The 24149-nt window shown below is 72.4% G+C and carries 13 protein-coding genes, 1 tRNA gene and 1 rRNA gene; 11 read left to right on the top strand and 4 right to left on the bottom strand.

Annotated elements, in window-relative coordinates; all coding sequences use genetic code 11:
• Window positions 1-93 (top strand): 5S ribosomal RNA (gene rrf, locus ACIRSU_RS29925); the annotation flags it as partial.
• 5 nt (window positions 94-98) lie between these two features.
• Window positions 99-171, top strand: a tRNA-Thr gene (locus ACIRSU_RS29930).
• 111 nt (window positions 172-282) lie between these two features.
• Here the strand turns inward: ACIRSU_RS29930 and ACIRSU_RS29935 are convergent.
• Window positions 283-2937 (bottom strand): SpoIIE family protein phosphatase, encoded by a 2655-nt coding sequence (locus tag ACIRSU_RS29935; RefSeq protein ID WP_403798626.1) that lies wholly within the window; start codon window positions 2935-2937, stop codon window positions 283-285.
• Window positions 2938-3226: 289 nt separating this feature from the next.
• Between ACIRSU_RS29935 and ACIRSU_RS29940 the strand changes: the two genes are divergently transcribed.
• From ACIRSU_RS29940 to ACIRSU_RS29980, 9 genes are all read left to right on the top strand, one after another.
• Window positions 3227-8728 (top strand): HAMP domain-containing protein, encoded by a 5502-nt coding sequence (locus ACIRSU_RS29940; protein ID WP_403798629.1) that lies wholly within the window; start codon window positions 3227-3229, stop codon window positions 8726-8728.
• 314 nt (window positions 8729-9042) lie between these two features.
• Window positions 9043-9717, top strand: a complete 675-nt coding sequence (locus ACIRSU_RS29945) for a two-component system response regulator (RefSeq protein WP_403798631.1) — start codon at window positions 9043-9045, stop codon at window positions 9715-9717.
• 117 nt (window positions 9718-9834) lie between these two features.
• A complete protein-coding gene (locus tag ACIRSU_RS29950) occupies window positions 9835-12627 on the top strand; it encodes a DNA translocase FtsK (protein ID WP_403798633.1) in 2793 nt (930 codons plus the stop codon).
• A 259-nt stretch (window positions 12628-12886) separates the two neighbouring features.
• Complete coding sequence (locus tag ACIRSU_RS29955) at window positions 12887-13735, top strand: RodZ domain-containing protein (RefSeq protein ID WP_403798636.1); 849 nt, start codon at window positions 12887-12889, stop codon at window positions 13733-13735.
• 82 nt (window positions 13736-13817) lie between these two features.
• Window positions 13818-15344, top strand: a complete 1527-nt coding sequence (gene rimO / locus ACIRSU_RS29960) for a 30S ribosomal protein S12 methylthiotransferase RimO (protein WP_403798639.1) — start codon at window positions 13818-13820, stop codon at window positions 15342-15344.
• The gene (pgsA, locus tag ACIRSU_RS29965) at window positions 15341-16048 is read left to right on the top strand and encodes a CDP-diacylglycerol--glycerol-3-phosphate 3-phosphatidyltransferase (protein WP_403798642.1); all 708 of its coding nucleotides are present in this window, start codon (window positions 15341-15343) and stop codon (window positions 16046-16048) included. The genes rimO and pgsA overlap by 4 nt, the downstream gene beginning before the upstream one ends.
• On the top strand, window positions 16045-16587 hold the full coding sequence (locus ACIRSU_RS29970) for a CinA family protein (protein WP_403798645.1): 543 nt from the start codon (window positions 16045-16047) through the stop codon (window positions 16585-16587). Before pgsA ends, ACIRSU_RS29970 begins: the two co-directional genes overlap by 4 nt.
• Before the next feature lie 109 nt (window positions 16588-16696).
• Window positions 16697-17077 carry a helix-turn-helix domain-containing protein gene (locus ACIRSU_RS29975; protein WP_403798648.1) on the top strand — a complete coding sequence of 127 codons (381 nt, stop codon included), beginning with the start codon at window positions 16697-16699 and terminating at the stop codon, window positions 17075-17077.
• A gap of 266 nt (window positions 17078-17343) precedes the next feature.
• Window positions 17344-17613, top strand: coding sequence for a hypothetical protein (locus ACIRSU_RS29980; RefSeq protein WP_403798651.1), 270 nt, complete (start codon window positions 17344-17346; stop codon window positions 17611-17613).
• On the opposite strand, the gene ACIRSU_RS29985 is transcribed toward ACIRSU_RS29980, so the two are convergent.
• The 3 genes from ACIRSU_RS29985 to ACIRSU_RS29995 all read right to left on the bottom strand — a co-directional run bounded on the left by ACIRSU_RS29985 (window position 17561) and on the right by ACIRSU_RS29995 (window position 24064).
• On the bottom strand, window positions 17561-18334 hold the full coding sequence (locus ACIRSU_RS29985) for an SDR family NAD(P)-dependent oxidoreductase (RefSeq protein WP_403798654.1): 774 nt from the start codon (window positions 18332-18334) through the stop codon (window positions 17561-17563). The two genes, ACIRSU_RS29980 and ACIRSU_RS29985, sit on opposite strands and share 53 nt — an antisense overlap.
• 101 nt (window positions 18335-18435) lie before the next feature.
• A complete protein-coding gene (locus ACIRSU_RS29990; protein WP_403798656.1) occupies window positions 18436-19227 on the bottom strand; it encodes a DNA-formamidopyrimidine glycosylase family protein in 792 nt (263 codons plus the stop codon).
• 199 nt (window positions 19228-19426) lie between these two features.
• Window positions 19427-24064 (bottom strand): ATP-dependent helicase, encoded by a 4638-nt coding sequence (locus ACIRSU_RS29995; protein ID WP_403798659.1) that lies wholly within the window; start codon window positions 24062-24064, stop codon window positions 19427-19429.
• Window positions 24065-24149 lie beyond the last annotated feature (85 nt).

The raw sequence follows: 24149 nt of genomic DNA on the forward strand, positions 1-24149 counted from the left end.
ACGCCCGGTTACATTCCGAACCCGGAAGCTAAGCCTTTCAGCGCCGATGGTACTGCAGGGGGGACCCTGTGGGAGAGTAGGACGCCGCCGAACAACCCGCCCTTTTAGCTCAGTCGGCAGAGCGTCTCCATGGTAAGGAGAAGGTCAACGGTTCGATTCCGTTAAAGGGCTCAGAGAAAAGGCCCCCGCCAATAGGCGGGGGCTTTTTGCGTTTGGTGACCAGAGAATCTGACCAGAGAAGAAGCCGGCCCCCGTCGGGGGCCGGCCCGCTTCCTCACCGGCTTACTGGTGGTGCGGCTCCGGGATGCGCAGGGCCAGGATGGCCATGTCGTCGGAGGCCGGTGCCTGGGCGAAGCGCTCGACCGCCCGCAGCACACGGGAGGCGACCGCGCCGGCCGTCAGGCCCGTACAGGAGCGGAGGACTTCGGCGAGGCCGTCGTCGCCCAGCATCCTGGTGCCCTCGCGGCGTTCGGTGACGCCGTCCGTGACGCACAGGAGGACGTCGCCCGGGTCGAGGGTGACCGTCTGCTCGTACAGCTCGAGGTCGTCCATGACGCCGAGGAGCGGCTGCGGGTCCGCGGCCGGGCGGACCGTGCCGTCCTGGCTGAGGCGGAGCGGCAGCGGGTGGCCGGCGCAGACGACCTTGAGGACCGCGGAGCCGTCCTCCTGGGGGCGCATCTCGCCGTAGAGGAGGGTGAGGAAGCGGCTGCGGGCGCCCTCGTCGAGGATGGCCGCGTTCAGGCGCTCCAGGACGGCGGGGCCGCCGAAGCCCTCGCGGGCGAGGAGGCGCAGGGCGTGCCGGGCCAGGCCGGTGACGGCGGCGGCCTCGGGGCCCGTACCGCAGACGTCGCCGATGGCGAAGCCGTACGCGCCGTCGCTGATGGGGAAGAGGTCGTAGAAGTCGCCGCCGACCTCGTTGCCCTCGCCGGCCGCGCGGTAGATGACGTCGACCTCGACGCCGGGGATGTCCGGGAGGCCGGGCGGCAGCAGGCTGCGCTGGAGCGACTGGCTGATGGCCATGCGCTCCGAGTAGAGGCGCGCGTTGTCCAGGGCCAGGGCGGCTCGGCGGGACAGGTCCTCGGCGAGTTCCAGGCTCTCCTGGCGGAAGTGGTCGTCGGTGGGCCGGCCGAGCGTCAGCATGCCGATGACGCGGTTGCGGGCCACGAGCGGCAGCACGACGGTCTCGCCGCCGACGGCGGCCGCCGTGGCGAGCGCCGTGTGGATGCCTGAGGAGACCGGACCGGCGGGGCCGTCGAGTTCGCGCATCGAGGCGCTGAGTGCGGAGCGGTGGGCGGCGTCGCCGGGGGCGGTCCAGACGCGGGCGCCCGGGGTGGGCACCGGGTCCGGCGGGTCGATGGAGGAGAGCAGGGCCTTCAGACCGTCGATCAGGTCCTCGTCCTCGTGCAGGACATAGGAGAGGTACGGGTCGGAGGCCTGGTCGGCGATCGTGTAGACGGCGCACCAGGTGGCCAGGGTGGGGACCGTCATCTGGGCCATGAGGGCCAGCGTCTGGTCCCGGTCGAGGGTGCCGGCCAGGAGGTCGGACGCCTCGACGAGGAAGCTGAGGGAGCCGCGGCGGAGCCGTTCGAGTTCGCCGAGGCGGGCGGATTCCACGGCCAGGGCGATGCGGTCGGCGGCGAACTGGAGGCGCAGGGCCTCCTCGTTGGAGTAGCGGTTGGCGGTCTCGGCCGCGACGCCGAGGGAGCCGGTGAGGCGGCCCTCGACCTTGAGCGGGACCGTGACGACCGAGCGCATGCCGGTGCCTTCGAGGAGGGGCACGGCGCCGGGGACGGCGGCCAGGTCCTCGTGGACGGCGGGCATGCGGGCGGAGCCGTAGCGGCTGGCGCCGGTCTCGACGGGGACGCGGGCGAAGCGCTGGCGGGCGGAGGGCAGGCCCGTGGTGGCCCGTACCTCCAGTTCGGTCTCGTCGTCGGTGGCGAGGAGCAGGAAGGCGGAGTCGCCGTCGAGCATGTCGCGGGCGCGTTCGACCGTGCGCTGGAGGAGGCCGTCGAGGTCGTCGGGGGCCGGGGAGCCGATGAAGACCTCGAAGGGGTCGGCGGCGGTGCCGCGGCTCTCGGGGCCGGTCTCGGCGCCGGCGGGGCGCTGCGGGGTCTGGAGGACCGCGCGCTCGTACTCACGGACGAGGAGGCAGACGGTGGACGGTTCGCCCTGGGCGTCGCGGACGCGGAGGTGCGAGGCGTAGACGGGGATGACGCGGCCGTCGGCGCAGCGGATGCCGTAGCTGCCCTCCCAGCGGGAGAGGCGGAGGGCCTCGGCGAGGCCGGTGCCGATGCCGGGCGTGTGCGGCCAGGCGGCGAGGTCGCCGAGGGGTTTGCCGGTGACCTGCTCGGAGCCGTATCCGAAGAGTTCCTCGGCGTGCTCGTTCCAGGAGGTGATGGCGCCCTCGGCGTCGAGCTGGACGACGGCGACGCGGACCCGGCTGTCGGTGAGGGGGAGCAGCGGGTCGGGCAGGACGGGGCCCGCGGAGCGGGTGCCGACGGGGCGCTCGGGGATGTCTAGATGGAACCAGACGTGTTTGCGGGTGGGGCTGTAGTCGACGCCCCAGCGGGCGGCGAGCGCGGCGCAAAGCAGCAGGCCCCGGCCGTTCTCCCGGTCGTGGCTGTGCGCGGTGCGGCTCTGCTGGACGGGGATCTCGCGCTCGGGGTAGCGGTCGGCGACCTCGATGCGGACGCCGTCGTCGCGGCGCAGGCAGAGCACGTCGGCGGCGGTGCCGGCGTGGACGACGGCGTTGGTGACGAGTTCGCTGGTGAGGACGACCGCGTCGTCGACGACCTCGGCGTAGCCCCAGCCCTGGAGCGTGTCCCGGACGAAGGCGCGGGCGGTCGCGACGGACCGCCCGACGGGTTCGAAACTGGCAGCCGCCCGCGCGGTGATCACTGAACTCCTCGTACGCGTTTCGACGCCCGGCTCTGCCATGGTCGGTCTGCCCCTCCCGCTGCCCGTGCTCGCTTCGCGCCGTCCCGCCCCCGCCGGGCGGTCCGGGGCGGTTGGACAGCCGGATGCCAGGTTACTTACCTTCATTGCCCCGGCGGATGCCGGTCACGCACTTTGCGTCCCCGTTTGCGTCCTTGTTTGCGTCCCTCGGACGTGGGGACGTTGTGCGAAGCTGCCGAACTGTTATCGCCTGGTTCGGAGCCGGTGAAACACTGGGCAGGCTGATTGCGAGAGACCGAACGGTCCGGTCGACCCCCTCGGGAGGGACACGGTGGAGTCTGGCACGACGACGCGGCGCGGTGGCGGTGCGCGGCCGAAGGGCGGCGGCCGGTCCCGGGGCGGGGGCACGGTGCAGGTGGACGCGGCGGCGCTGCAGCGGTTGCTCGCCGCGCTGGTGTCGATGCGCGACGGGAACTTCCGCAAGCGGCTGACGGTCTCGGGTGACGGGATCATGGCGGAGGTCGCGGCCGTCTTCAACGAGGTCGCGGACCGGCAGACGCATCTGACCGGGGAGATCTCGCGGGTGCGCCGGGTGGTGGGCCGCGAGGGCAAGCTGTCGGAGCGGCTCGAGACGGGCGCCGGCGAGGGGGCGTGGGCCTCGGCGGTCGAGGCGGCGAACGCGCTGGTGGACGAGCTGGCGCGGCCGGTGTCCGAGGTGAGCCGGGTGCTCTCGGCGGTGGCCGAGGGTGACCTGGAGCAGCGGATGGAGCTGCGTTCGGAGGGTACGGACGGTACGACGCGGCCGCTGCGGGGCGAGTTCCTGAAGGTCGCCCGTACGGTGAACAACCTGGTCGACCAGCTGTCGGTGTTCGCGGACGAGGTGACGCGGGTCGCCCTCGAGGTGGGCACCGAGGGCATTCTGGGCGGTCAGGCCCAGGTGCGGGGGATGTCGGGTTCGTGGAAGGACCTGACGGACTCGGTCAACACGATGGCGAACCGGCTGACGGCGCAGGTGCGGGACATCGCGCTGGTCACGACGGCGGTGGCCAACGGTGATCTGTCGCAGAAGGTCACGGCGAACGTGGCCGGCGAGATGCTGGCGCTGAAGAACACGGTCAACCGGATGGTGGACCAGCTGTCGTCGTTCTCGTCCGAGGTGACCCGGGTGGCCCGTGAGGTGGGCACGGAGGGCGAGCTGGGCGGTCAGGCCGATGTGGCCGGGGTCGCCGGTGTGTGGAAGGACCTCACCGACTCCGTCAACACGATGGCCGGAAATCTCACCAATCAGGTGAGAGGGATCGCGGAGGTGACCACCGCGGTCGCCAACGGTGACCTGTCGCAGAAGGTACGGGTGTCGGCGCGCGGCGAGATCGCGCAACTCGCGGACACCATCAACCAGATGACGGAGACGCTGCGGACCTTCGCGGACGAGGTGACGCGCGTGTCGGGCGAGGTCGGCGCGCAGGGTCTGCTGGGCGGTCAGGCGCAGGTGCCGGGCGCGGCGGGCACCTGGAAGGACCTCACGGACTCGGTCAACACGGTCTTCCGGAACATCACCACGCAGGTGCGGGACATCGCGCAGGTGACGACGGCGGTGGCCAACGGTGACCTGTCGCAGAAGGTCACGGTCGACGTGGCCGGTGAGATGCTGGAGTTGAAGAACACCGTCAACACGATGGTGGACCAGCTCTCGGCGTTCGGTTCCGAGGTGACCCGGGTGGCGCGGGAGGTCGGCGTCGAGGGTCTGCTGGGCGGTCAGGCGCACGTGCCGGGCGCGGCGGGCACCTGGAAGGACCTCACCGACTCGGTGAACACGGCGTTCCGCAACCTGACCGGCCAGGTGCGGGACATCGCGCAGGTGACGACGGCGGTGGCCAACGGTGACCTGTCGCAGAAGGTCACGGTCGACGTGGCCGGTGAGATGCTGGAGTTGAAGAACACCGTCAACACGATGGTGTCGCAGCTCTCCTCGTTCGCCGACCAGGTGACCCGGATGGCGCGGGACGTGGGCACCGAGGGCCGGCTCGGCGGTCAGGCCCGGGTGGACGGCGTGTCGGGCCGGTGGCGCGAGCTGACCGACTCGGTGAACTTCATGGCCGGCAACCTGACCTCGCAGGTGCGGCAGATCGCCCAGGTGACGACGGCCGTGGCGCGCGGTGACCTGTCGCAGAAGATCGACGTGGACGCGCGCGGCGAGATCCTGGAGCTGAAGAACACCATCAACACGATGGTGGACCAGCTGTCCGCGTTCGCGGACCAGGTGACGCGGGTGGCCCGCGAGGTGGGCACGGACGGGCGGCTGGGCGGTCAGGCGCAGGTGCCGGGTGTCGCCGGTGTGTGGCGGGACCTGACGGACTCGGTGAACGGCATGGCCGGGAACCTGACGGCTCAGGTGCGCAACATCGCGCAGGTCGCCACCGCGGTCGCCCGCGGTGACCTGTCGCAGAAGATCGACGTGGACGCGCGCGGCGAGATCCTGGAGCTGAAGAACACCCTCAACACGATGGTGGACCAGCTCTCCAGCTTCGCGGACCAGGTGACGCGGGTGGCCCGCGAGGTGGGCACCGAGGGCATCCTGGGCGGTCAGGCCGAGGTGCAGGGGGTCTCCGGCACCTGGAAGGACCTGACCCAGTCGGTGAACATGATGGCGAACAACCTGACCTTCCAGGTCCGGAACATCGCCGAGGTCACCACGGCGGTCGCGAAGGGCGACCTGTCGAAGAAGATCACCGTCGACGCCAAGGGCGAGATCCTGGAGCTGGTGACGACCGTCAACACGATGGTCGACCAGCTGTCGAACTTCGCCGACGAGGTGACGCGGGTGGCCCGTGAGGTGGGCACCGAGGGCATCCTCGGCGGCCAGGCCCGGGTGCGCGGGGTCACCGGCATCTGGAAGGACCTGAGCGACAACGTCAACCTGATGGCCAACAACCTGACCAGCCAGGTGCGGAACATCTCCCGGGTCTCCGCGGCCGTCGCCAACGGCGACCTGACGAAGAAGGTCACGGTCGAGGCCCGCGGCGAGGTCGCCGAGCTCGCCGACACCGTCAACACGATGGTGACGACGCTGTCGTCGTTCGCCGACGAGGTGACCCGGGTGGCCCGCGAGGTGGGCACCGAGGGCGAGCTGGGCGGCCAGGCGCGGGTGCCCGGCGTGTCGGGCACCTGGAAGGACCTGACCGAGTCGGTGAACTCGATGGCCGACAACCTGACCGGTCAGGTGCGCCAGATCGCCGCCGTCACCACCGCCATCGCCAAGGGCGATCTCACCAAGAAGATCGACATCGACGCGCGCGGCGAGATCCTGGAGCTGAAGAGCACCATCAACACGATGGTCGACCAGCTGTCGAACTTCGCCGAGGAGGTCACCCGGGTGGCCCGCGAGGTGGGCACCGACGGCCAGCTCGGCGGTCAGGCCCGGGTCCGGGACGTCGAGGGCACCTGGTGGGACCTGACCGAGTCCGTGAACGAGATGGCCGGGAACCTGACCCGGCAGGTGCGGGCGATCGCGGCCGTCGCCACCGCGGTGACCCGCGGCGACCTCAACGTCAAGATCGACGGTGTGGACGCGGCCGGTGAGATCCAGGCCCTCCAGGACAACATCAACACCATGATCGCCAACCTGCGCGACACCACGCTCGCCAACGACGAGCAGGACTGGCTGAAGGGCAACCTGGCCCGGATCTCCGCTCTGATGCAGGGCCGGCGGGACCTGGAGGACGTCGCCTCGCTCATCATGAGCGAGCTGACGCCGGTCGTCTCCGCGCAGCACGGCGCCTTCTTCGTGGCGATGCCGACCGGCTCCGCCAACAGCGACGCCGAACCGGTGGGGGAGGGCGAGGGCTCGTACGAGCTGCGGATGCGCGGCAGTTACGGCTACTCCGCCGGCTCCATGCCGACCTCCTTCCGGCCGGGCGAGACGCTCATCGGCACGGCAGCCGAGGAGAAGCGGACCATCCAGGTCAACGTGCCGCCGGGGTATCTGAAGATCTCCTCCGGTCTCGGCGAGGCCGCGCCGGCCCATGTGATCGTGCTGCCGGTGCTGTTCGAGGGCCGCGTCCTCGGCGTCATCGAGCTGGCGTCCTTCCAGCCGTTCACCCAGATCCAGCGCGACTTCCTCAACCAGATCGCCGAGCTGATCGCCACCACCGTCAACACCATCAGCGTCAACACCCGCACCGAGGTGCTGCTCAAGCAGTCGCAGGAGCTCACCGAGCAGCTGCGGGAGCGGTCGGCTGAGCTGGAGAACCGGCAGATGGAGCTCCAGAACTCCAACGACGAGCTGGAGGAGAAGGCCGAGCTGCTCGCCCGGCAGAACCGCGACATCGAGGTGAAGAACACCGAGATCGAGGAGGCCCGGCAGGTCCTGGAGGAGCGCGCCGAGCAGCTCGCGGTCTCCATGCGCTACAAGTCCGAGTTCCTGGCCAACATGTCGCACGAGCTGCGCACCCCGCTCAACTCGCTGCTGATCCTCGCCAAGCTGCTCGCCGACAACGCCGACTCCAACCTGACGCCCAAGCAGGTCGAGTTCGCCGAGACCATCCACGGCGCCGGCTCCGACCTGCTCCAGCTGATCAACGACATCCTCGACCTGTCGAAGGTCGAGGCGGGCAAGATGGACGTCTCGCCCACCCGGATCGCGCTGGTGCAGCTCGTCGACTACGTGGAGGCCACCTTCCGCCCGCTCACCGCGGAGAAGGGGCTGGACTTCTCGGTGCGGGTCTCGCCGGAGCTTCCCGCCACGCTCCACACCGACGAGCAGCGGCTCCTGCAGGTGCTGCGCAACCTCCTGTCGAACGCGGTGAAGTTCACCGACACCGGTGCCGTCGAACTGGTCATCCGGCCCGCCGGCGCGGACGTGCCGCAGTCGATCCGGGAGCAGCTCCTGGAGGCCGGGACGCTGCGCGACGCGGACGGCGACCTGATCGCCTTCTCGGTCACGGACACCGGCATCGGCATCGCTGCCGGCAAGATGCGGGTCATCTTCGAGGCGTTCAAGCAGGCCGACGGCACCACCAGCCGCAAGTACGGCGGTACGGGCCTGGGCCTGTCCATCAGCCGGGAGATCGCCCGCCTGCTCGGCGGCGAGATCTACGCGGCGAGTGAGCCGGGCCGCGGCTCGACCTTCACCCTGTACCTGCCGCTGAGCCCGACCGCGCCCGCGCACTCCGGCACCGACCAGGACCCCATGGAGGGATACGAGGGCCCCGACGGCCAGGACGGCCGCTACGGGCACGAGGGCGGCGCCGGGTTCGCCGAGGGCATGGTGCACTTCGCACCCGCACCCGCGCCGGCCGAGGCCCGCTCGGGGGCCGGTGCGCTCTTCCGGCACCGCCGCAAGACGTCCCCGCAGCGGGCACAGCTGCCCGGACAGGCCGGGCAGTCCGGAAACGACGAGCTCGCCGCGGGCGACGAGCGGGCGGAGGCCGATCCGCGTCCGGTGTTCTCGTTCGCGGGCGAGAAGGTGCTGATCGTCGACGACGACATCCGCAACGTGTTCGCGCTGACCAGCGTCCTGGAGCAGAACGGGCTCGCGGTGCTCTACGCGGAGAACGGCCGGGAGGGCATCGAGGTCCTGGAACAGCACGAGGACGTGTCCGTGGTGCTGATGGACATCATGATGCCCGAGATGGACGGATACGCGACGACCAGCGCGATCCGGCGGATGCCGCAGTTCGCCGGCCTGCCGATCATCGCGCTGACCGCCAAGGCGATGAAGGGCGACCGGGAGAAGGCCATCGACTCCGGCGCCTCCGACTACGTCACCAAGCCGGTCGACCCGGACCATCTGCTCACGGTCATGCAGCAGTGGATGAGGGGGGAGGGGCGCTAGGGCGCGCCCGTCCGGCGGATCCATCCGGGCCGGGGCCGGGCTCGCGGGCCCCGGCTCCGGCGGACCGTCGCCAGGCGGGTGTGAGAGCCCGCCGGACGGGGAACCTTCTGGTCTCCCGCCGCGTTCGACGTACGGGCAGGGCTTGTGTGCTCCGTGACAATGCGGTGACAGGGTGTGGCGACGGGTGGGGTGCGGCTACGATGACCGGCACAAGGACGGACGGCGCATGGGAGCCGTCATCTGGGGCGGCGCCCGGTGCTGTCCCCGGCTCACGGAGCCGGAGCGAGGCAGAGCCGGGACGAGGAGGACGGGGCATGGTGCAGAAGGCCAAGATCCTCCTGGTCGATGACCGGCCGGAGAATCTGCTGGCGCTGGAGGCCATTCTCTCCGCGCTCGATCAGACACTGGTGCGGGCATCCTCCGGGGAGGAAGCGCTCAAGGCGCTGCTGACCGACGATTTCGCGGTCATCCTGCTGGACGTCCAGATGCCCGGCATGGACGGATTCGAGACGGCCGCGCACATCAAGCGGCGGGAGCGGACCCGGGACATCCCGATCATCTTCCTCACCGCCATCAACCACGGCCCCCACCACACCTTCCGGGGGTACGCGGCGGGCGCGGTCGACTACATCTCCAAGCCGTTCGACCCGTGGGTGCTGCGCGCCAAGGTGTCGGTCTTCGTCGAGCTGTACATGAAGAACTGCCAGCTGCGCGAGCAGGCCGCGCTGCTCCGGCTCCAGCTGGAGGGCAGCGGCCCCGGCGGCCAGACCAAGGAGTCCGCGGGGCTGCTCGCCGAGCTGTCGGCCCGGCTCGCCGCCGTCGAGGAGCAGGCCGAGGCGCTCTCCAAGCAGCTCGACGACGACTCGGCCGACGCGGCCGCCGTCGCCACCGCCGCGCACCTGGAGCGCAAGCTCACCGGGCTGCGCCGGGCGCTCGACGCGCTGGAGCCGGGGGCGGGCGCGGCACCGACGCTGCCCGCACAGAACTGACGGAGGGTCAGCTCGCCGGCGCCCACCGTGAACGGGCGTCAGTTTCGCGCCCCGGCAGGCACGACACGAACGGGTGAGCGTGTTTCCCCGGCGGCGTACACCGGTAACCTCAGCACCATGGCCTCACGTACGTCCGGCAAGGGTTCCCAGGGCACGGCGGGCACCGCGAAGCGAGCCGCCGGCCGTACGAGCGGCACCGCGAAGAAGGCGGCGCCCGCCAAGTCCCCCGCCAAGCCTCCCGCGAAGAAGGCGCCGGCCAGGAAGGCCGCCGCAGGCGGGCGCGCGCCCGCGCGCAAGACCGCGGCGAAGAAGCCCGCACCGCGCCCGGCGCCGTCCCCGACCGGGGGCGTCTACCGGCTGGCGCGCGGCCTCTGGCTCGGCCTCGCGCACGCCGTCGGAGCGATGCTCCGGGGGATAGGGCGGGGCGCCAAGGGCCTCGACCCGGCGCACCGCAAGGACGGACTCGCGCTGCTGCTGCTCGGCGTCGCCCTGATCGTCGCCGCCGGCACCTGGTCCAATCTGCGCGGCCCCGTCGGCGACCTGGTGGAGATGCTGGTCACCGGCGCCTTCGGCCGGCTCGACCTGCTCGTCCCCCTGCTGCTCGGCGCGATCGCCGTCCGGCTGATCCTCTACCCGGAGAAGCCGGAGGCCAACGGCCGCATCGTCATCGGCCTGTCCGCGCTGGTCATCGGCGTGCTCGGGCAGGTCCACATCGCCTGCGGCTCGCCCGGCCGCGGCGACGGCACCCAGGCCATGCAGGACGCCGGCGGGCTCATCGGCTGGGCCGCCTCCAAGCCGCTCGTCTTCATGACGGGCGAGGTCCTGGCGGTGCCGCTGCTCGTGCTGCTCACGATCTTCGGACTGCTCGTCGTCACCGCCACCCCCGTCAACGCCATCCCGCAGCGCCTCCGCGCTCTCGGCGCCCGGCTCGGCATCGTCGAACCGGAGTACGACCCCGAGGAGGCCGGCGGCTACGAGGAGTACGGCGACGACTGGCGGGACGACGCGCCCCGGGCCGCCCGTCCGGTGCGCCGCCGCGCCCCGGGGCAGGGGCGGGAGTACGACCCGGACCGCGCCGAGGCCGACGCCCTGGAGCGGCGCGGCCGGCGCCGTACGCCGCCCGCGTCCGCGTTCGACACCGGAGGGCTCGACCCGGTCGACGTCGCCGCCGCGGCGGCCGCCGCGCTCGACGGGGTCGTGCTGGGCGGCATGCCGCCGTCCCCGCTGGTCGCCGACCTGACCAGGGACGTCACCGCCGAGCGGGCCGCGGCCCCGAGCGAGGCGCCCGAAGCGGTCGACGAGGCCCCGGCCGCCGCGCCCGTGCCGACCGCGCGGGGCGCCGCCAAGGACCGGTCCGGCGGCGCGGTGCCCGACCTGACGAAGCCGGCGCCCGAGCCGACCGACCTGCCGCCGCGCGCCGAGCAGCTGCAGCTCGCCGGCGACATCACGTACGCCCTGCCCTCCATGGACCTCCTGGAGCGCGGCGGCCCCGGCAAGACCCGCAGCGCCGCCAACGACGCCGTCGTCGAGTCGCTGACCAACGTCTTCTCCGAGTTCAAGGTCGACGCGGCCGTCACCGGCTTCACCCGCGGCCCGACGGTCACCCGCTACGAGGTCGAGCTCGGCCCGGCCGTCAAGGTCGAGAAGATCACCGCGCTCACCAAGAACATCGCGTACGCCGTGGCCAGCCCCGACGTGCGGATCATCTCGCCGATCCCGGGCAAGTCCGCGGTCGGCATCGAGATCCCCAACACCGACCGCGAGATGGTCAACCTCGGCGACGTGCTGCGGCTCGCCGAGGCCGCGGAGGACGACCACCCGATGCTGGTGGCGCTCGGCAAGGACGTCGAGGGCGGCTACGTGATGGCCAACCTGGCGAAGATGCCGCACATCCTGGTCGCCGGCGCCACCGGCTCCGGCAAGTCCTCGTGCATCAACTGCCTGATCACCTCGGTGATGATAAGAGCGACCCCGGAGGACGTCCGGATGGTCCTCGTCGACCCCAAGCGGGTCGAACTCACCGCGTACGAGGGCATCCCGCACCTGATCACGCCGATCATCACCAACCCCAAGCGGGCCGCCGAGGCGCTGCAGTGGGTCGTGCGCGAGATGGACCTGCGCTACGACGACCTGGCCGCCTTCGGCTTCCGGCACATCGACGACTTCAACCAGGCGATCCGGGACGGCAAGGTGCAGCTGCCGCCGGGCAGCGAGCGCGAGCTCCAGCCGTACCCGTACCTCCTGGTGATCGTCGACGAGCTCGCCGACCTGATGATGGTCGCGCCCAGGGACGTCGAGGACGCGATCGTCCGCATCACCCAGCTGGCCCGCGCGGCCGGCATCCACCTGGTGCTCGCCACCCAGCGGCCCTCCGTGGACGTCGTCACCGGCCTGATCAAGGCGAACGTGCCCTCGCGGCTCGCCTTCGCCACCTCCTCGCTCGCCGACAGCCGGGTCATCCTCGACCAGCCGGGCGCCGAGAAGCTGATCGGCAAGGGCGACGGCCTGTTCCTGCCGATGGGCGCCAACAAGCCGACCCGCATGCAGGGCGCCTTCGTCACCGAGCACGAGGTCGCCGCCGTCGTCCAGCACTGCAAGGACCAGATGACGCCGGTCTTCCGGGACGATGTCACCGTCGGCACCAAGCAGAAGAAGGAGATCGACGAGGAGATCGGCGACGACCTCGACCTGCTGTGCCAGGCCGCCGAGCTGGTCGTCTCGACCCAGTTCGGCTCCACCTCGATGCTCCAGCGGAAGCTGCGGGTGGGCTTCGCGAAGGCCGGCCGGCTGATGGACCTGATGGAGTCGCGGAACATCGTCGGACCGAGCGAGGGCTCGAAGGCGCGGGACGTACTGGTCAAGCCGGACGAGCTGGACGGGGTACTCGCGCTGATCCGCGGCGGGGAGTAAGGGGCACGGAGCAAGGGGGAGTCAGGGGCCGGGCGGGCGGGGCTGCCGTAACGAGACCCGGCCGAGACTCACTCGTAAGGGAACGAGGGCAACCGTTTCCCTTGGCCGTACGTCAAGTTGGAAGGGAGGGGGAAGCCCGTGTCCCCGCCCTCGGGCCGTACGAACGGCGTACAAACGCGCCCGCCCGGTTGCCCCACCCTTTCGTACCACCCATAGACTGAACATCCAGCAGGTGGCTACACGCTCGAAAGGCGCTCCCGTGTCCATCGGCAACTCCCCCGAATCCCCCGAGGACGACCGGAACTTCCCGGCAGATGACCGGGATTCGATCGGTCGTGCCCTCCAGCAGGCCCGTGTCGCCGCCGGTCTCACCGTCGAAGAAGTCAGCGCCTCCACCCGGGTGCGCGCCCCGATCGTGCAGGCGATCGAGGAGGACGACTTCTCGCGCTGCGGCGGCGACGTCTACGCCCGCGGGCACGTCCGTACGCTCGCGCGCGCCGTCGGGCTCGATCCGGCACCGCTGATCGAGCAGTACGACGCCCAGCACGGCGGCCGTCCCTCGCCCACCCCCGCCGCCCCGCTGTTCGAGGCGGAACGCATCCGCCCCGAGCCCCGCCGCCCCAACTGGACCGCCGCCATGGTCGCGGCGATCGTGGCCGTCGTCGGCTTCGTCGGCTTCACGATGTTCAACGGCACCGACCCGGGCACCGGCGGCGCCGTCGCGGAGGGCCCGGCCCCCGCCACCAAGGCCGGCCCGACGGCACCCGCGCCGGCCAAGCCCAAGCCGGTCAAGCCGGCCACGACCAAGCCCGTGCCGTCCGAGAGCGCCATCGCGGCGGTCCCGGCGGACAAGGTCACGGTCAAGCTGACCGCGGTCGGCGACAAGAGCTGGATCTCGGCCAAGGCCCACGACGGCAAGCTGCTCTTCGACGGGCTGCTCCAGGCGGGCGAGTCCAAGACCTTCCAGGACGACGAGCGCGTCGATCTCATCCTCGGCAACGCCGGCCCGATCGAGCTCTACGTCAACGGGAAGAAGATCGAGGACACCTTCGAGTCCGGCCAGGTGCAGCGCCTGACGTACACCAAGGGCGACCCCGAAGCGGGCTGAGCCCCGTGCAGGATGTGACGGCCGTCGCGCAGGTGAACCCTGCGCGACGGAGGTACGGCCGGGACGAAGTAGTCTTGAGTCCATGCCCGAACGCCGTACCGTCGCCCTTGTCACTCTCGGCTGCGCCCGTAACGAGGTGGACTCGGAGGAGCTCGCAGGCCGCTTGGCAGCGGACGGCTGGGAGCTCGTCGAGAACGCCGAGGACGCAGACGTCGCCGTCGTCAACACCTGTGGCTTCGTCGAGGCCGCCAAGAAGGACTCCGTCGACGCCCTCCTCGAAGCCAATGATCTGAAGGACCATGGCCGCACCCAGGCCGTCGTCGCCGTCGGCTGCATGGCCGAGCGCTACGGCAAGGAGCTCGCCGACGCGCTGCCCGAGGCCGACGGTGTGCTCGGCTTCGACGACTACGCCGACATCTCCAACCGCCTCCAGGTCATCCTCAGCGGTGGCAGCGTCGAGGCGCACACCCCGCGCGACCGGCGCAAGCTGCTGCCGCTGTCGCCCGTGGAGCGCCAGCAGGCCGCGGCGTCCGTGGCCCTGCCGGGGCACGGGGACACCGCCGAGGCGCCTGAGGCCGCCGTGGCGGCTGTTCCCCCGGCGAATGTGCCCTCCGACCTCCCCGAGGGCCTCGCGCCCGCCTCCGGGCCGCGTGCGCCGCTCCGCCGCCGTCTGGACACCAGCCCCGTCGCCTCCGTGAAGCTGGCCTCCGGCTGCGACCGGCGCTGCTCGTTCTGCGCCATCCCGTCCTTCCGCGGCTCCTTCGTCTCGCGCCGCCCGTCCGACGTGCTGAACGAGACCCGCTGGCTCGCCGAGCAGGGCGTGAAGGAGATCATGCTGGTCTCCGAGAACAACACCTCGTACGGCAAGGACCTCGGCGACATCCGCCTCCTGGAGAGCCTGCTGCCCGAGCTGGCCGCCGTCGACGGCCTGGAGCGCGTCCGGGTCAGCTACCTGCAGCCCGCCGAGATGCGCCCCGGTCTGATCGACGTGCTCACCTCGACCGAGAAGGTCGTGCCGTACTTCGACCTGTCCTTCCAGCACAGCGCCCCCGACGTGCTGCGGGCGATGCGCCGCTTCGGCGACACCGACCGCTTCCTGGAGCTCCTGGAGACCATCCGCTCCAAGGCCCCGACCGCCGGTGCCCGCTCCAACTTCATCGTCGGCTTCCCCGGCGAGACCGAGGCGGACTTCAAGGAGCTGGAACGCTTCGTCACCCACGCCCGGCTCGACGCCATCGGCGTCTTCGGCTACTCCGACGAGGACGGCACCGAGGCCGCCACGTACGAGCACAAGCTGCCGCAGGACGTGGTCGACGAGCGTCTCGCCCACCTGTCCCGGCTCGCCGAGGAGCTCACCGCGCAGCGCGCGGAGGAGCGGATCGGCGAGACCCTGGAGGTACTGGTCGAGTCCTTCGACGAGGAGGAGGACGGCTGGATCGGCCGCGCCGCCCACCAGGCGCCGGAGACCGACGGCCAGGTGATCGTCACGGCGGACTCGGCCGAGGGCCTCGGCCTGGCTCCGGGCCGTATGGTCAGGGTCGAGGTGGTCGCCACCGAGGGCGTCGACCTCGTGGCCGAGTGTCTGATGGCTGAGGAGGCGGGCAGATGACCGGAGTGCCGGCATCCGCGACGGGCGGGACCGGAAGGCCTGCGCCCCGCGGGAAGCTGGGCGCTGCGGCCGTCAATCAGGCCAGCCTCTGGAACATCGCCAACATCCTCACCATGATCCGCCTGGTGCTCGTGCCCGGCTTCGTGGTGCTGCTGCTCCAGGACGGCGGGCACGACCCCGCCTGGCGTGCCTGGGCGTGGGCGGCGTTCGCGGTGGCCATGATCACGGACGTCTTCGACGGGCATCTGGCACGCACGTACAACCTGGTCACGGACTTCGGGAAGATCGCCGACCCGATCGCCGACAAGGCGATCATGGCGGCCGGGTTGATCTGCCTGTCCTCCCTCGGCGACCTGCCGTGGTGGGTGACCGCGGTGATCCTCGCCCGGGAGCTCGGCATCACGCTGATGCGGTTCTGGGTGATCCGGCACGGGGTCATTCCGGCCAGTCGCGGCGGCAAGATGAAGACCCTCGCGCAGGGCACGGCGGTCGGCATGTACGTGCTCGCGCTCGTCGGCCCGCTCGCCACCCTCCGCTGGTGGGTGATGGCGGTCGCCGTCGTGCTGACGGTCGTCACCGGTCTGGACTATGTGCGACAGGCGGTCGTGCTGCGCCGGCGCGGACTCGCCGCGGAACGGGCGGCGGCCGCGGAGACGGCCGGGAGCACGGCCGGTGGAACGTCCGGAGGGACGGAGACACGATGAACCAGGCCGCCCGGGTGCTGGAGCTGCTCGCGGAGCGTGGTCACACGCTTGCCGTCGCGGAGTCCCTCACGGGTGGTCTGGTGGCCGCGACGCTCGTGGACGCGCCCGGGGCCTCCAAAGCCTTCCGCGGCTCCGTCACGGCCTACGCCACGCCCCTCAAGGAGCAGCTGCTCGGCGTGGACGGCACCCTTCTGGCGGAGCGCGGTGCGGTCGACCCGGAGGTCGCGCTGCAGATGGCGGCCGGTGTGCGGGACCGGCTCGGCGCCGACTGGGGCGCCGCGACGACAGGCGTGGCCGGGCCCGAGCCGCAGGACGGGCAGCCCGTGGGGACGGTCTACGTGGCCGTGGCGGGCCCGCCGGGGGAGGCCGCGGGGGCGGCCGGAGCGGGGAAGGTGGCCTCGTTGCGGTTGAACGGCGGTCGAGCGGAAATCCGTAGAGAGAGTGTACGGAGCGTGCTCGAATTGCTGTGTGAACTGCTCGCCGACGAACACTCGGAAAATGCGCGGGCACAGGATACGGAACAGAACGGGGGAGAATGATGTTTGCAGCCATGAGTGAACACGACATCGCTCCCCGCACGGCCGCGGCGCGAGGCGGTACGGTGGGGCGTGAAGGATGCGGCTACGCGGTCCGAGGAGGGAGCCACCGATGATTCTGCTCCGTCGCCTGCTGGGTGACGTGCTGCGTCGGCAGCGCCAGCGCCAGGGCCGTACTCTGCGCGAAGTCTCCTCGTCCGCCCGAGTCTCGCTCGGCTATCTCTCCGAGGTGGAGCGGGGGCAGAAGGAGGCTTCCTCCGAGCTGCTCTCCGCGATCTGCGACGCGCTGGACGTACGGATGTCCGAGCTCATGCGTGAAGTGAGCGACGAGCTGTCACTGGCCGAACTGGCCCAGTCGGCGGCGGCCGGTGAGCCGATGCGAGCACCGGTGCGACCGATGCTCAATTCGGTGTCGGTGACGTCGGTGACCGGTGTGCCCGAACGGGTGACCATCAAGGCGCCCGCGGAGGCCGTCGACGTCGTCGCTGCCTGACGGCGCAGCACGAACCAGAAGCACGAACCAGAAGCACGAACCGGAAGTACGAACCGGAATGGCGTGAGGCCCCGGTCGGTGCCCTGTACGGGTGCCGGCCGGGGCTGTTCCGTTGCAGATGCCGAGTCCGGGGGTGGCATGCCATGGTGGAGTACGTGCGCCTGGAGGGTACGGGCTGCGATGCGGCCCCGTGCGCCGGGCTTGCCTCTTGTGCGCCCTCCCGCCGGGTGATCCTGCGGGACTAGCGTCGACCGGAGGAGGCGGCCATGGTACGGCGACGGGTTCCGCTGGTGACGCTCATGCTGGTCGCGGCCGGACTGGTGGCCGGTGGGCTCTGGTGGTGGGCGGTGCTGCGTCTGCTGCTGGTGCCGGGGGAGACGGGACCGGTCGAGGGGGCGGTGGCCGCGGGCGGTTGGGGGCTGAGCCTGTTGCCCGTGCACGTGGCCGCCTCGTCCGGGAAGCGCGGGGCCACGTGGGGCGGGGTCACCAGGGCATCGCGACGCCGCCGTTGGGACGCAGGATCTGACCCGTCGTGAACGACGAGGCGTCACAGGCGAGATGGAGCACCGCGTGCGCGATGTCCTCCGGTTCGCCCACCCGGCCCAGCGGTGAGACGCGCGCCATCGTGGCCTCGGCCTGCTCCTGGGCGGCGGGCTCGTGGCGGTCGGTCATGGGCGTGCGGACCCAGCCCGGGGCGACGGCGTTGACCCGGATGCCGTGCCGGCCCACCTCGGCGGCGAGCGTCTTGGTCAGCTGCACCACGGCCGCCTTGGTGACGCTGTAGCAGAGCAGGCCGGGGCTCGCGGTGTCCATCGCGCCCGAGGCCATGGTGACGACGGAGCCGGGCACGCCGTGCTCGATCATCGAACGGGCGGCCTCCTGGCAGGCGTGCAGCACGCCCTTGAAGTTCACCGCGAGGACCCGGTCGAGGTCCTCGTCGCGGGTCTCCAGGACCGTGCTCGTGTGCATGATCCCGGCGACGGCCGCCATCACGTGCAGTGGACCCGCGGCGCGTACGGCGGCGGAGAGCGCGGCGCGGTCGGTGACGTCCAGGACGTGGGCGTGCGCGGTGCCGCCCGAGCGCCCGATCCGGGCCGCGGTCTCCTTGAGGCCGGGCTCGTCGCGGTCCGCGCAGTGCACGGTCGCGCCCGCCTCGGCGAGGAGTTCGGCGGTCGCGCGGCCGATGCCGCTCGCCGCGCCGGTGACGAACGCGGTGCGGCCGGTGAGGTCGTACGCCGTGCGGGCAGTGAGGGCCATGTCCGGACGGTACGACCGTATCTGACGGATCGTCAATTAGTCGGTCCGGCTTTTACGGCTTTTACGGCGCCACGCGTGGGAGTCCGGACGAGGAGGCCTCGCTACGGCTCCTGCTGCGGGCCTCGCTGGCAGCCCGGGCACCAGTACGTCACCCGGTCGGCCAGCTCGGCCTTGTGGACCGGGCCCCCGCAGCGCGGACAGGGGCGGCCCTCGCGCCCGTACACGTACAGCCGCTCGCCGCGGCGGCTCGTGGTCGTGCGCATGCCCGGGCGGTCCTTGTTCGGCTCCAGGAGCCGGTGGGCGGTGGCCACCAGGCGTTCGGGGACGCCGGGGCCCAGCTCGCCGAACGGGAGCCAGGGCGTGACGCCGGCCAGGAACGCCAGCTCCGACTTGTAGACGTTGCCGATCCCGGCGAGATTGCGCTGGTCGAGCAGTGCCTCGCCGAGCGGCCGGGCCGGGTCGGCGCCCAGCCTGCGGACCGCCTCCGCGGGATCCCAGTCCGGGCCGAGCAGATCGGGCCCGAGATGGCCGACCGCCCTCTCCTCCTCCGCGGTACGGATCAGCTCCAGGACCGGCAGCCGGTAGCCGTACGCCGTGAACTCCGCGTTCCCGAGGATCGCCCGGATCTGGTGCGCGGGCCCGCCGCGCGGAGGCTCGCCCGTGGCGTACACCTGCCACACGCCGTCCATCCGCAGATGCGAGTGGAGCGTGAGCCCGCCCTCGACCCGGGTGAGCAGATGCTTGCCGCGCGGGGTGACGTCGAGCACCCGGCGGCCGGTGAGATCGGCCGTCGCGAACCGGGGCACGCGGAGATCGGAACGCGTCAGGACCCGGCCGGCGAGCGCCGTGTCGAGCCGATGGGCCGCGTACCAGACGGTGTCTCCTTCGGGCATGGACCCATCATCCCGCGCCGCCGGGTCAGGCCCGCGAAGGTCGGGCCTGTCCGGGCCGCGCTTGCCGAGGTCAGGCCCGCGAAGATCGGGTCCGACCGGGCCGCGCCGCCGTTGTCAGGCCCGCGAGGGTTGGGCCTGTCCGGGCCACGCTCGGGTCAGGCCCGCGAGGGTTGGGCCCGTCCGGGCCACGCCGCCGGGGTCAGGCCCGCAGCCGCAGGCCCCGGGGCGTGGCGTGGAAGCCGGCGGCCTCCAGCGGGCGGGCGAGGGGCGAGGTCAGGGCCGTCGCGCCGTTGATCCGCTCCACCGTGACCGTGCCGAGCGAGCCCGCCAAGGCGGCCGCCGCCAGGGCTTCGGCGGCCGCCCGGAGCGCCGGGGCGTCCGGGTCGACGGGCCAGGAGAGCAGCGTCTTGCCGCCGCGCTCCATGTAGAGCGTCAGCTCGCCGTCGACGAGGACGACCATCGCGCCCGCCTTGCGGCCCGGTTTGTGACCGGCGCCGGTCGGCGGCTCGGGCCAGGACAGGGCGGCCCCGTACGCGTTCGCCGGATCGGCCGCCGCGAGCACCACCGCGCGCGGGCCGGCGCCCTCCTCGGCGCCCCGGTCCCGCGCGTTCGCGGCCGCGCGCAGCCGGTCCACCGCCCCGTCCATGGCGAACTGGGCGGCGCCCAGGCCCTCCACCACATAGCCGCGGCGGGCCTGCCCGCTGTCCTCGAAGGCCGACAGGATCCGGTACGTCGCCGAGAAGCCGCCCTCGACGCCCTCGGCGGCCACCGCGCCCCGGGTGACCACGCCGTGCCGGTCCAGGAGCGTACGGGCCAGGGCGTGCGCGCGGTGCGTCGGCTCGGGCTCCAGCGGCGGCAGCAGCGACCAGCGGCCGCTCACCGTGGGCGGCCCGGTGCGGGAGGCCGGGCGGGCGGCCGCGCTCAGCGTCCCGTACCGGCCGCGCGGGACCGTGCGACGGGCACGGTGGGCGGTCGAACCGGCCGTCCGCCCCGAGCCGAGCAGCGAGCGCAGCGGGGCCAGGGTGTCGTTGGTCAGCCGCCCGGACCAGGCCAGGTCCCACAGGGCGTCGGCGAGCTGCGGATCGGTGGCGTCCGGGTGGGTGGTGGCCCGCACCTGGTCGGCGATCTGGCGGAAGAACAGCCCGTACCCGCCGGAGAGCGCGGTGAGGACCGACTCGTGGAGCCCGGTCAGCTCCAAGGGGTGCGGCGGCGGCAGGAGCAGCGGCGCCGCGTCCGCCAGATAGAGCGAGATCCAGCCGTCCTTGCCGGGCAGCGCCCCCGCACCCGCCCAGACGACCTCGCCGGTCGTCGTCAGCTCGTCGAGCATGCCCGGCGCGTAGTCCCGCACCCGGGACGGCAGGATCAGCTTCTCCAGGGCGGAGGCGGGCACCGGCGCGCCCTGCAGCTGCTCGATCGCCCGGGCCAGGCCGTCGATCCCGCGCAGGCTGCTGCCGCCCAGGTGCTGCCACTGGGGCAGGAAGGTGGCGAGCGCGGCCGGCGGGACCGGCTCCAGCTCGTGCCGCAGCGCGGCGAGGGAACGGCGGCGCAGCCGGCGCAGCACGGCGGCGTCGCACCACTCCTGGCCGATGCCGGACGGGTGGAACTCGCCCTGGACCACCCGGCCGGCGGCGGCCAGGCGCTGCAGGGCACCGTCGGTGACCGCCGGGCCGAGGCCGAAGCGGGCGGCGGCCTGCGAGGAGGTGAACGGGCCGTGGGTGCGGGCGAAGCGGGCGAGCAGATCGCCCAGCGGGTCCTTCACCGGCTCCGTGAACGCCTCCGGCACGCCCACCGGGAGCGCCGTGCCGAGCGCGTCCCGCAGCCGGCCCGCGTCCTCGATCGCCGCCCAGTGGTGGGCGCCCCCGATCCGCACCCGGATCGCCCGCCGGGCCCGGCCGAGCTCCGCCGCCCAGTCGGCCTCCGCGCCGCGCTCGGCCAGCTCCGCGTCCGTCAGCGGCCCGAGCACCCGCAGCAGGTCGGCGACGCCCTCGACGTCCTTGATCCGCCGGTCCTCGGTGAGCCACTGGAGCTCCCGCTCCAGCTCGGTGAGCACGTCCGCGTCGAGCAGCTCGCGCAGCTCCGCCTGGCCGAGCAGCTCGGCGAGCAGCCGCGAGTCGAGCGAGAGCGCGGCCGCCCGGCGCTCGGCGAGCGGCGAGTCGCCCTCGTACAGGAACTGCGCCACGTACCCGAAGAGCAGCGAGCGGGCGAACGGGGACGGCTCCGGCGTGGTGACCTCGACCAGGCGCACCCGGCGCGCCTCCAGGTCGCCCATCAGCTCGCGCAGCCCGGGGACGTCGAAGACGTCCTGGAGGCACTCGCGGACTGCCTCCAGGACGATCGGGAACGAGCCGAACTCGCTCGCCACCTGCAGCAGTTGCGCCGCCCGCTGCCGCTGCTGCCACAGCGGGGTGCGCTTGCCAGGATTGCGCTTGGGCAGCAGCAGGGCGCGCGCCGCGCACTCCCGGAACCGGGAGGCGAACAGGGCCGAGCCGCCGACCTGGTCGGTGACGATCTGCTCGATCTCGCCCTTGTCGAAGGCGACATCGGCGGCGCCCACGGGCGCCTGCTCGCTGTCGAAGGTGGTGTCGCCGAACCGGCCCGGGTCCACCGGCTCGCTGTCGAGCAGGTCGAGACCCATCAGATCCGCGTCCGGCAGGCGCAGCACGATGCCGTCGTCGGCATGCATGACCTGCGCGTCCATCCCGTACCGCTCGGCGAGCCGGGCACTCAGCGCCAGCGCCCACGGGGCGTGCACCTGCGCGCCGAACGGGGAGTGGATGACCACCCGCCAGTCGCCCAGCTCGTCGCGGAACCGCTCCACCAGGATCGTCCGGTCGTCCGGCACATGGCCGCACGCCTCGCGCTGCTCGGCCAGATACGCGATCACGTTCTCCGCGGCCCAGGCGTCGAGCCCGGCGGCGAGCAGCCGCAGCCGGGCGTCCTCCGGGGTCAGGGCGCCCACCTCGCGCAGGAACGCGCCGACCGCGCGGCCCAGTTCGAGCGGGCGGCCCAGCTGGTCGCCCTTCCAGAACGGCAGCCGGCCCGGCACACCCGGCGCGGGCGAGACCAGGACCCGGTCCCGGGTGATGTCCTCGATGCGCCAGGAGGTCGTGCCGAGCGTGAAGACGTCGCCGACCCGCGACTCGTACACCATCTCCTCGTCGAGCTCACCGACCCGGCCCCCGCCCTTCTTCGGGTCGGAGCCGGCCAGGAACACCCCGAAGAGGCCCCGGTCGGGGATGGTGCCGCCCGAGGTGACGGCGAGCCGCTGGGCGCCGGGCCGGCCCGTGACCGTGCCGGCCACCCGGTCCCACACCACGCGGGGGCGCAGCTCGGCGAAGGCGTCGGAGGGATAGCGGCCGGCCAGCATGTCCAGGACCGCCGTGAACGCCGACTCCGGCAGCGCCGCGAACGGCGCCGCCCGGCGGACCGTCGCCAGCAGGTCGTCGAACTGCCAGCTGTCCAGGGCGACCATCGCCACCAGCTGCTGGGCGAGCACGTCCAGCGGGTTCGCCGGGACCCGCAGCGACTCGATGGAGCCGGTCCGCATCCGCTCGGTCACCACCGCCGACTGCACCAGGTCGCCCCGGTACTTCGGGAAGACCACGCCCGTCGACACCGCACCCACCTGGTGCCCCGCGCGGCCCACGCGCTGCAGCCCGGAGGCCACCGAAGGCGGCGACTCGACCTGCACGACCAGGTCCACCGCGCCCATGTCGATGCCCAGCTCCAGACTGGACGTCGCCACCACGGCCGGCAGCCGGCCCGCCTTCAGGTCCTCCTCGACCTGGGCACGCTGCTCCTTGGAGACCGAGCCGTGGTGCGCCCGGGCCAGCAGCGGCGGCGCGCCCTGCGCCGCGCCCGACTGCGCCATGATCTCGGCGGGCGGCGCGCCGTCCGGCAGGGCCTCGCCGGTGGCCCGCTCGTACGCGATCTCGTTCAGCCGGTTGCACAGCCGCTCGGCGAGGCGGCGCGAGTTGGCGAAGACGATGGTCGAGCGGTGCGCCTGCACCAGATCGGCGATCCGCTCCTCCACGTGCGGCCAGATCGACGGCCGGTCGCCGCCCTCCGCGGCGTCGGACGCGGGCGAGCCACCCAGCTCGCCCATGTCCTCCACCGGCACGACCACGGAGAGGTCGAACTCCTTGCCCGACGGCGGCTGGACGATCTCCACCTTCCGCTGTGGCGAGAGGTAGCGGGCGATCTCCTCCACCGGCCGCACCGTCGCCGACAGGCCGATCCGGCGGGCCGGGCGCGGCAGCAACTCGTCCAGCCGCTCCAGGGACAGCGCCAGATGCGCGCCGCGCTTGGTCCCGGCGACCGCGTGCACCTCGTCCAGGATCACCGTCTCCACGCCCGCGAGCGCGTCCCGCGTGGCCGACGTCAGCATCAGGAACAGCGACTCGGGCGTCGTGATCAGGATGTCCGGCGGCCGCGTCGCGAGCGCCCGCCGCTCGGCGGCCGGGGTGTCGCCCGAGCGGATGCCCACCTTGACGTCGGGCTCCGGCAGCCCGAGCCGCACCGACTCCTGGCGGATGCCGGTCAGCGGCGAGCGCAGATTGCGCTCCACGTCGACCGCGAGCGCCTTCAGCGGCGACACGTACAGCACCCGGCAGCGCTTCTTCGCGTCGGCGGGATGCGGCGTGGCCGCGAGCCGGTCGAGCGAGGCCAGGAACGCGGCGAGCGTCTTGCCGGAACCGGTCGGCGCCACCACGAGCACGTCGGAACCCGCGCCGATGGCCCGCCAGGCGCCTTCCTGCGCGGCGGTGGGCGCGCTGAAGGCCCCGGTGAACCAGCTGCGGGTCGCGGGGGAGAACGAGTCGAGTGCGGACCTGACCATGCCCCCCATCGTGCACCCCGCCACTGACAACCGCCCGGACCTGGGGAAACCTGCCGGTGGGCGGGTTGCGGAGGTGGCGCAGAAT

The organism is Streptomyces sp. NPDC101160 (assembly GCF_044768205.1).
Classification (GTDB): domain Bacteria; phylum Actinomycetota; class Actinomycetes; order Streptomycetales; family Streptomycetaceae; genus Streptomyces.

Excerpts from the sequence above, each read along its gene's own strand:
- ACIRSU_RS29935 (WP_403798626.1), bottom strand. The coding sequence starts at position 2,937 with ATGGCAGAGCCGGGCGTCGAAACGCGTACGAGGAGTTCAGTGATCACC.
- ACIRSU_RS29945 (WP_403798631.1), top strand. The coding sequence starts at position 9,043 with ATGGTGCAGAAGGCCAAGATCCTCCTGGTCGATGACCGGCCGGAGAAT.
- ACIRSU_RS29950 (WP_403798633.1), top strand. The coding sequence starts at position 9,835 with ATGGCCTCACGTACGTCCGGCAAGGGTTCCCAGGGCACGGCGGGCACC.
- rimO (WP_403798639.1), top strand. The coding sequence starts at position 13,818 with ATGCCCGAACGCCGTACCGTCGCCCTTGTCACTCTCGGCTGCGCCCGT.
- pgsA (WP_403798642.1), top strand. The coding sequence starts at position 15,341 with ATGACCGGAGTGCCGGCATCCGCGACGGGCGGGACCGGAAGGCCTGCG.
- ACIRSU_RS29970 (WP_403798645.1), top strand. The coding sequence starts at position 16,045 with ATGAACCAGGCCGCCCGGGTGCTGGAGCTGCTCGCGGAGCGTGGTCAC.
- ACIRSU_RS29975 (WP_403798648.1), top strand. The coding sequence starts at position 16,697 with ATGATTCTGCTCCGTCGCCTGCTGGGTGACGTGCTGCGTCGGCAGCGC.
- ACIRSU_RS29980 (WP_403798651.1), top strand. The coding sequence starts at position 17,344 with ATGGTACGGCGACGGGTTCCGCTGGTGACGCTCATGCTGGTCGCGGCC.
- ACIRSU_RS29985 (WP_403798654.1), bottom strand. The coding sequence starts at position 18,334 with ATGGCCCTCACTGCCCGCACGGCGTACGACCTCACCGGCCGCACCGCG.
- ACIRSU_RS29990 (WP_403798656.1), bottom strand. The coding sequence starts at position 19,227 with ATGCCCGAAGGAGACACCGTCTGGTACGCGGCCCATCGGCTCGACACG.
- ACIRSU_RS29995 (WP_403798659.1), bottom strand. The coding sequence starts at position 24,064 with ATGGTCAGGTCCGCACTCGACTCGTTCTCCCCCGCGACCCGCAGCTGG.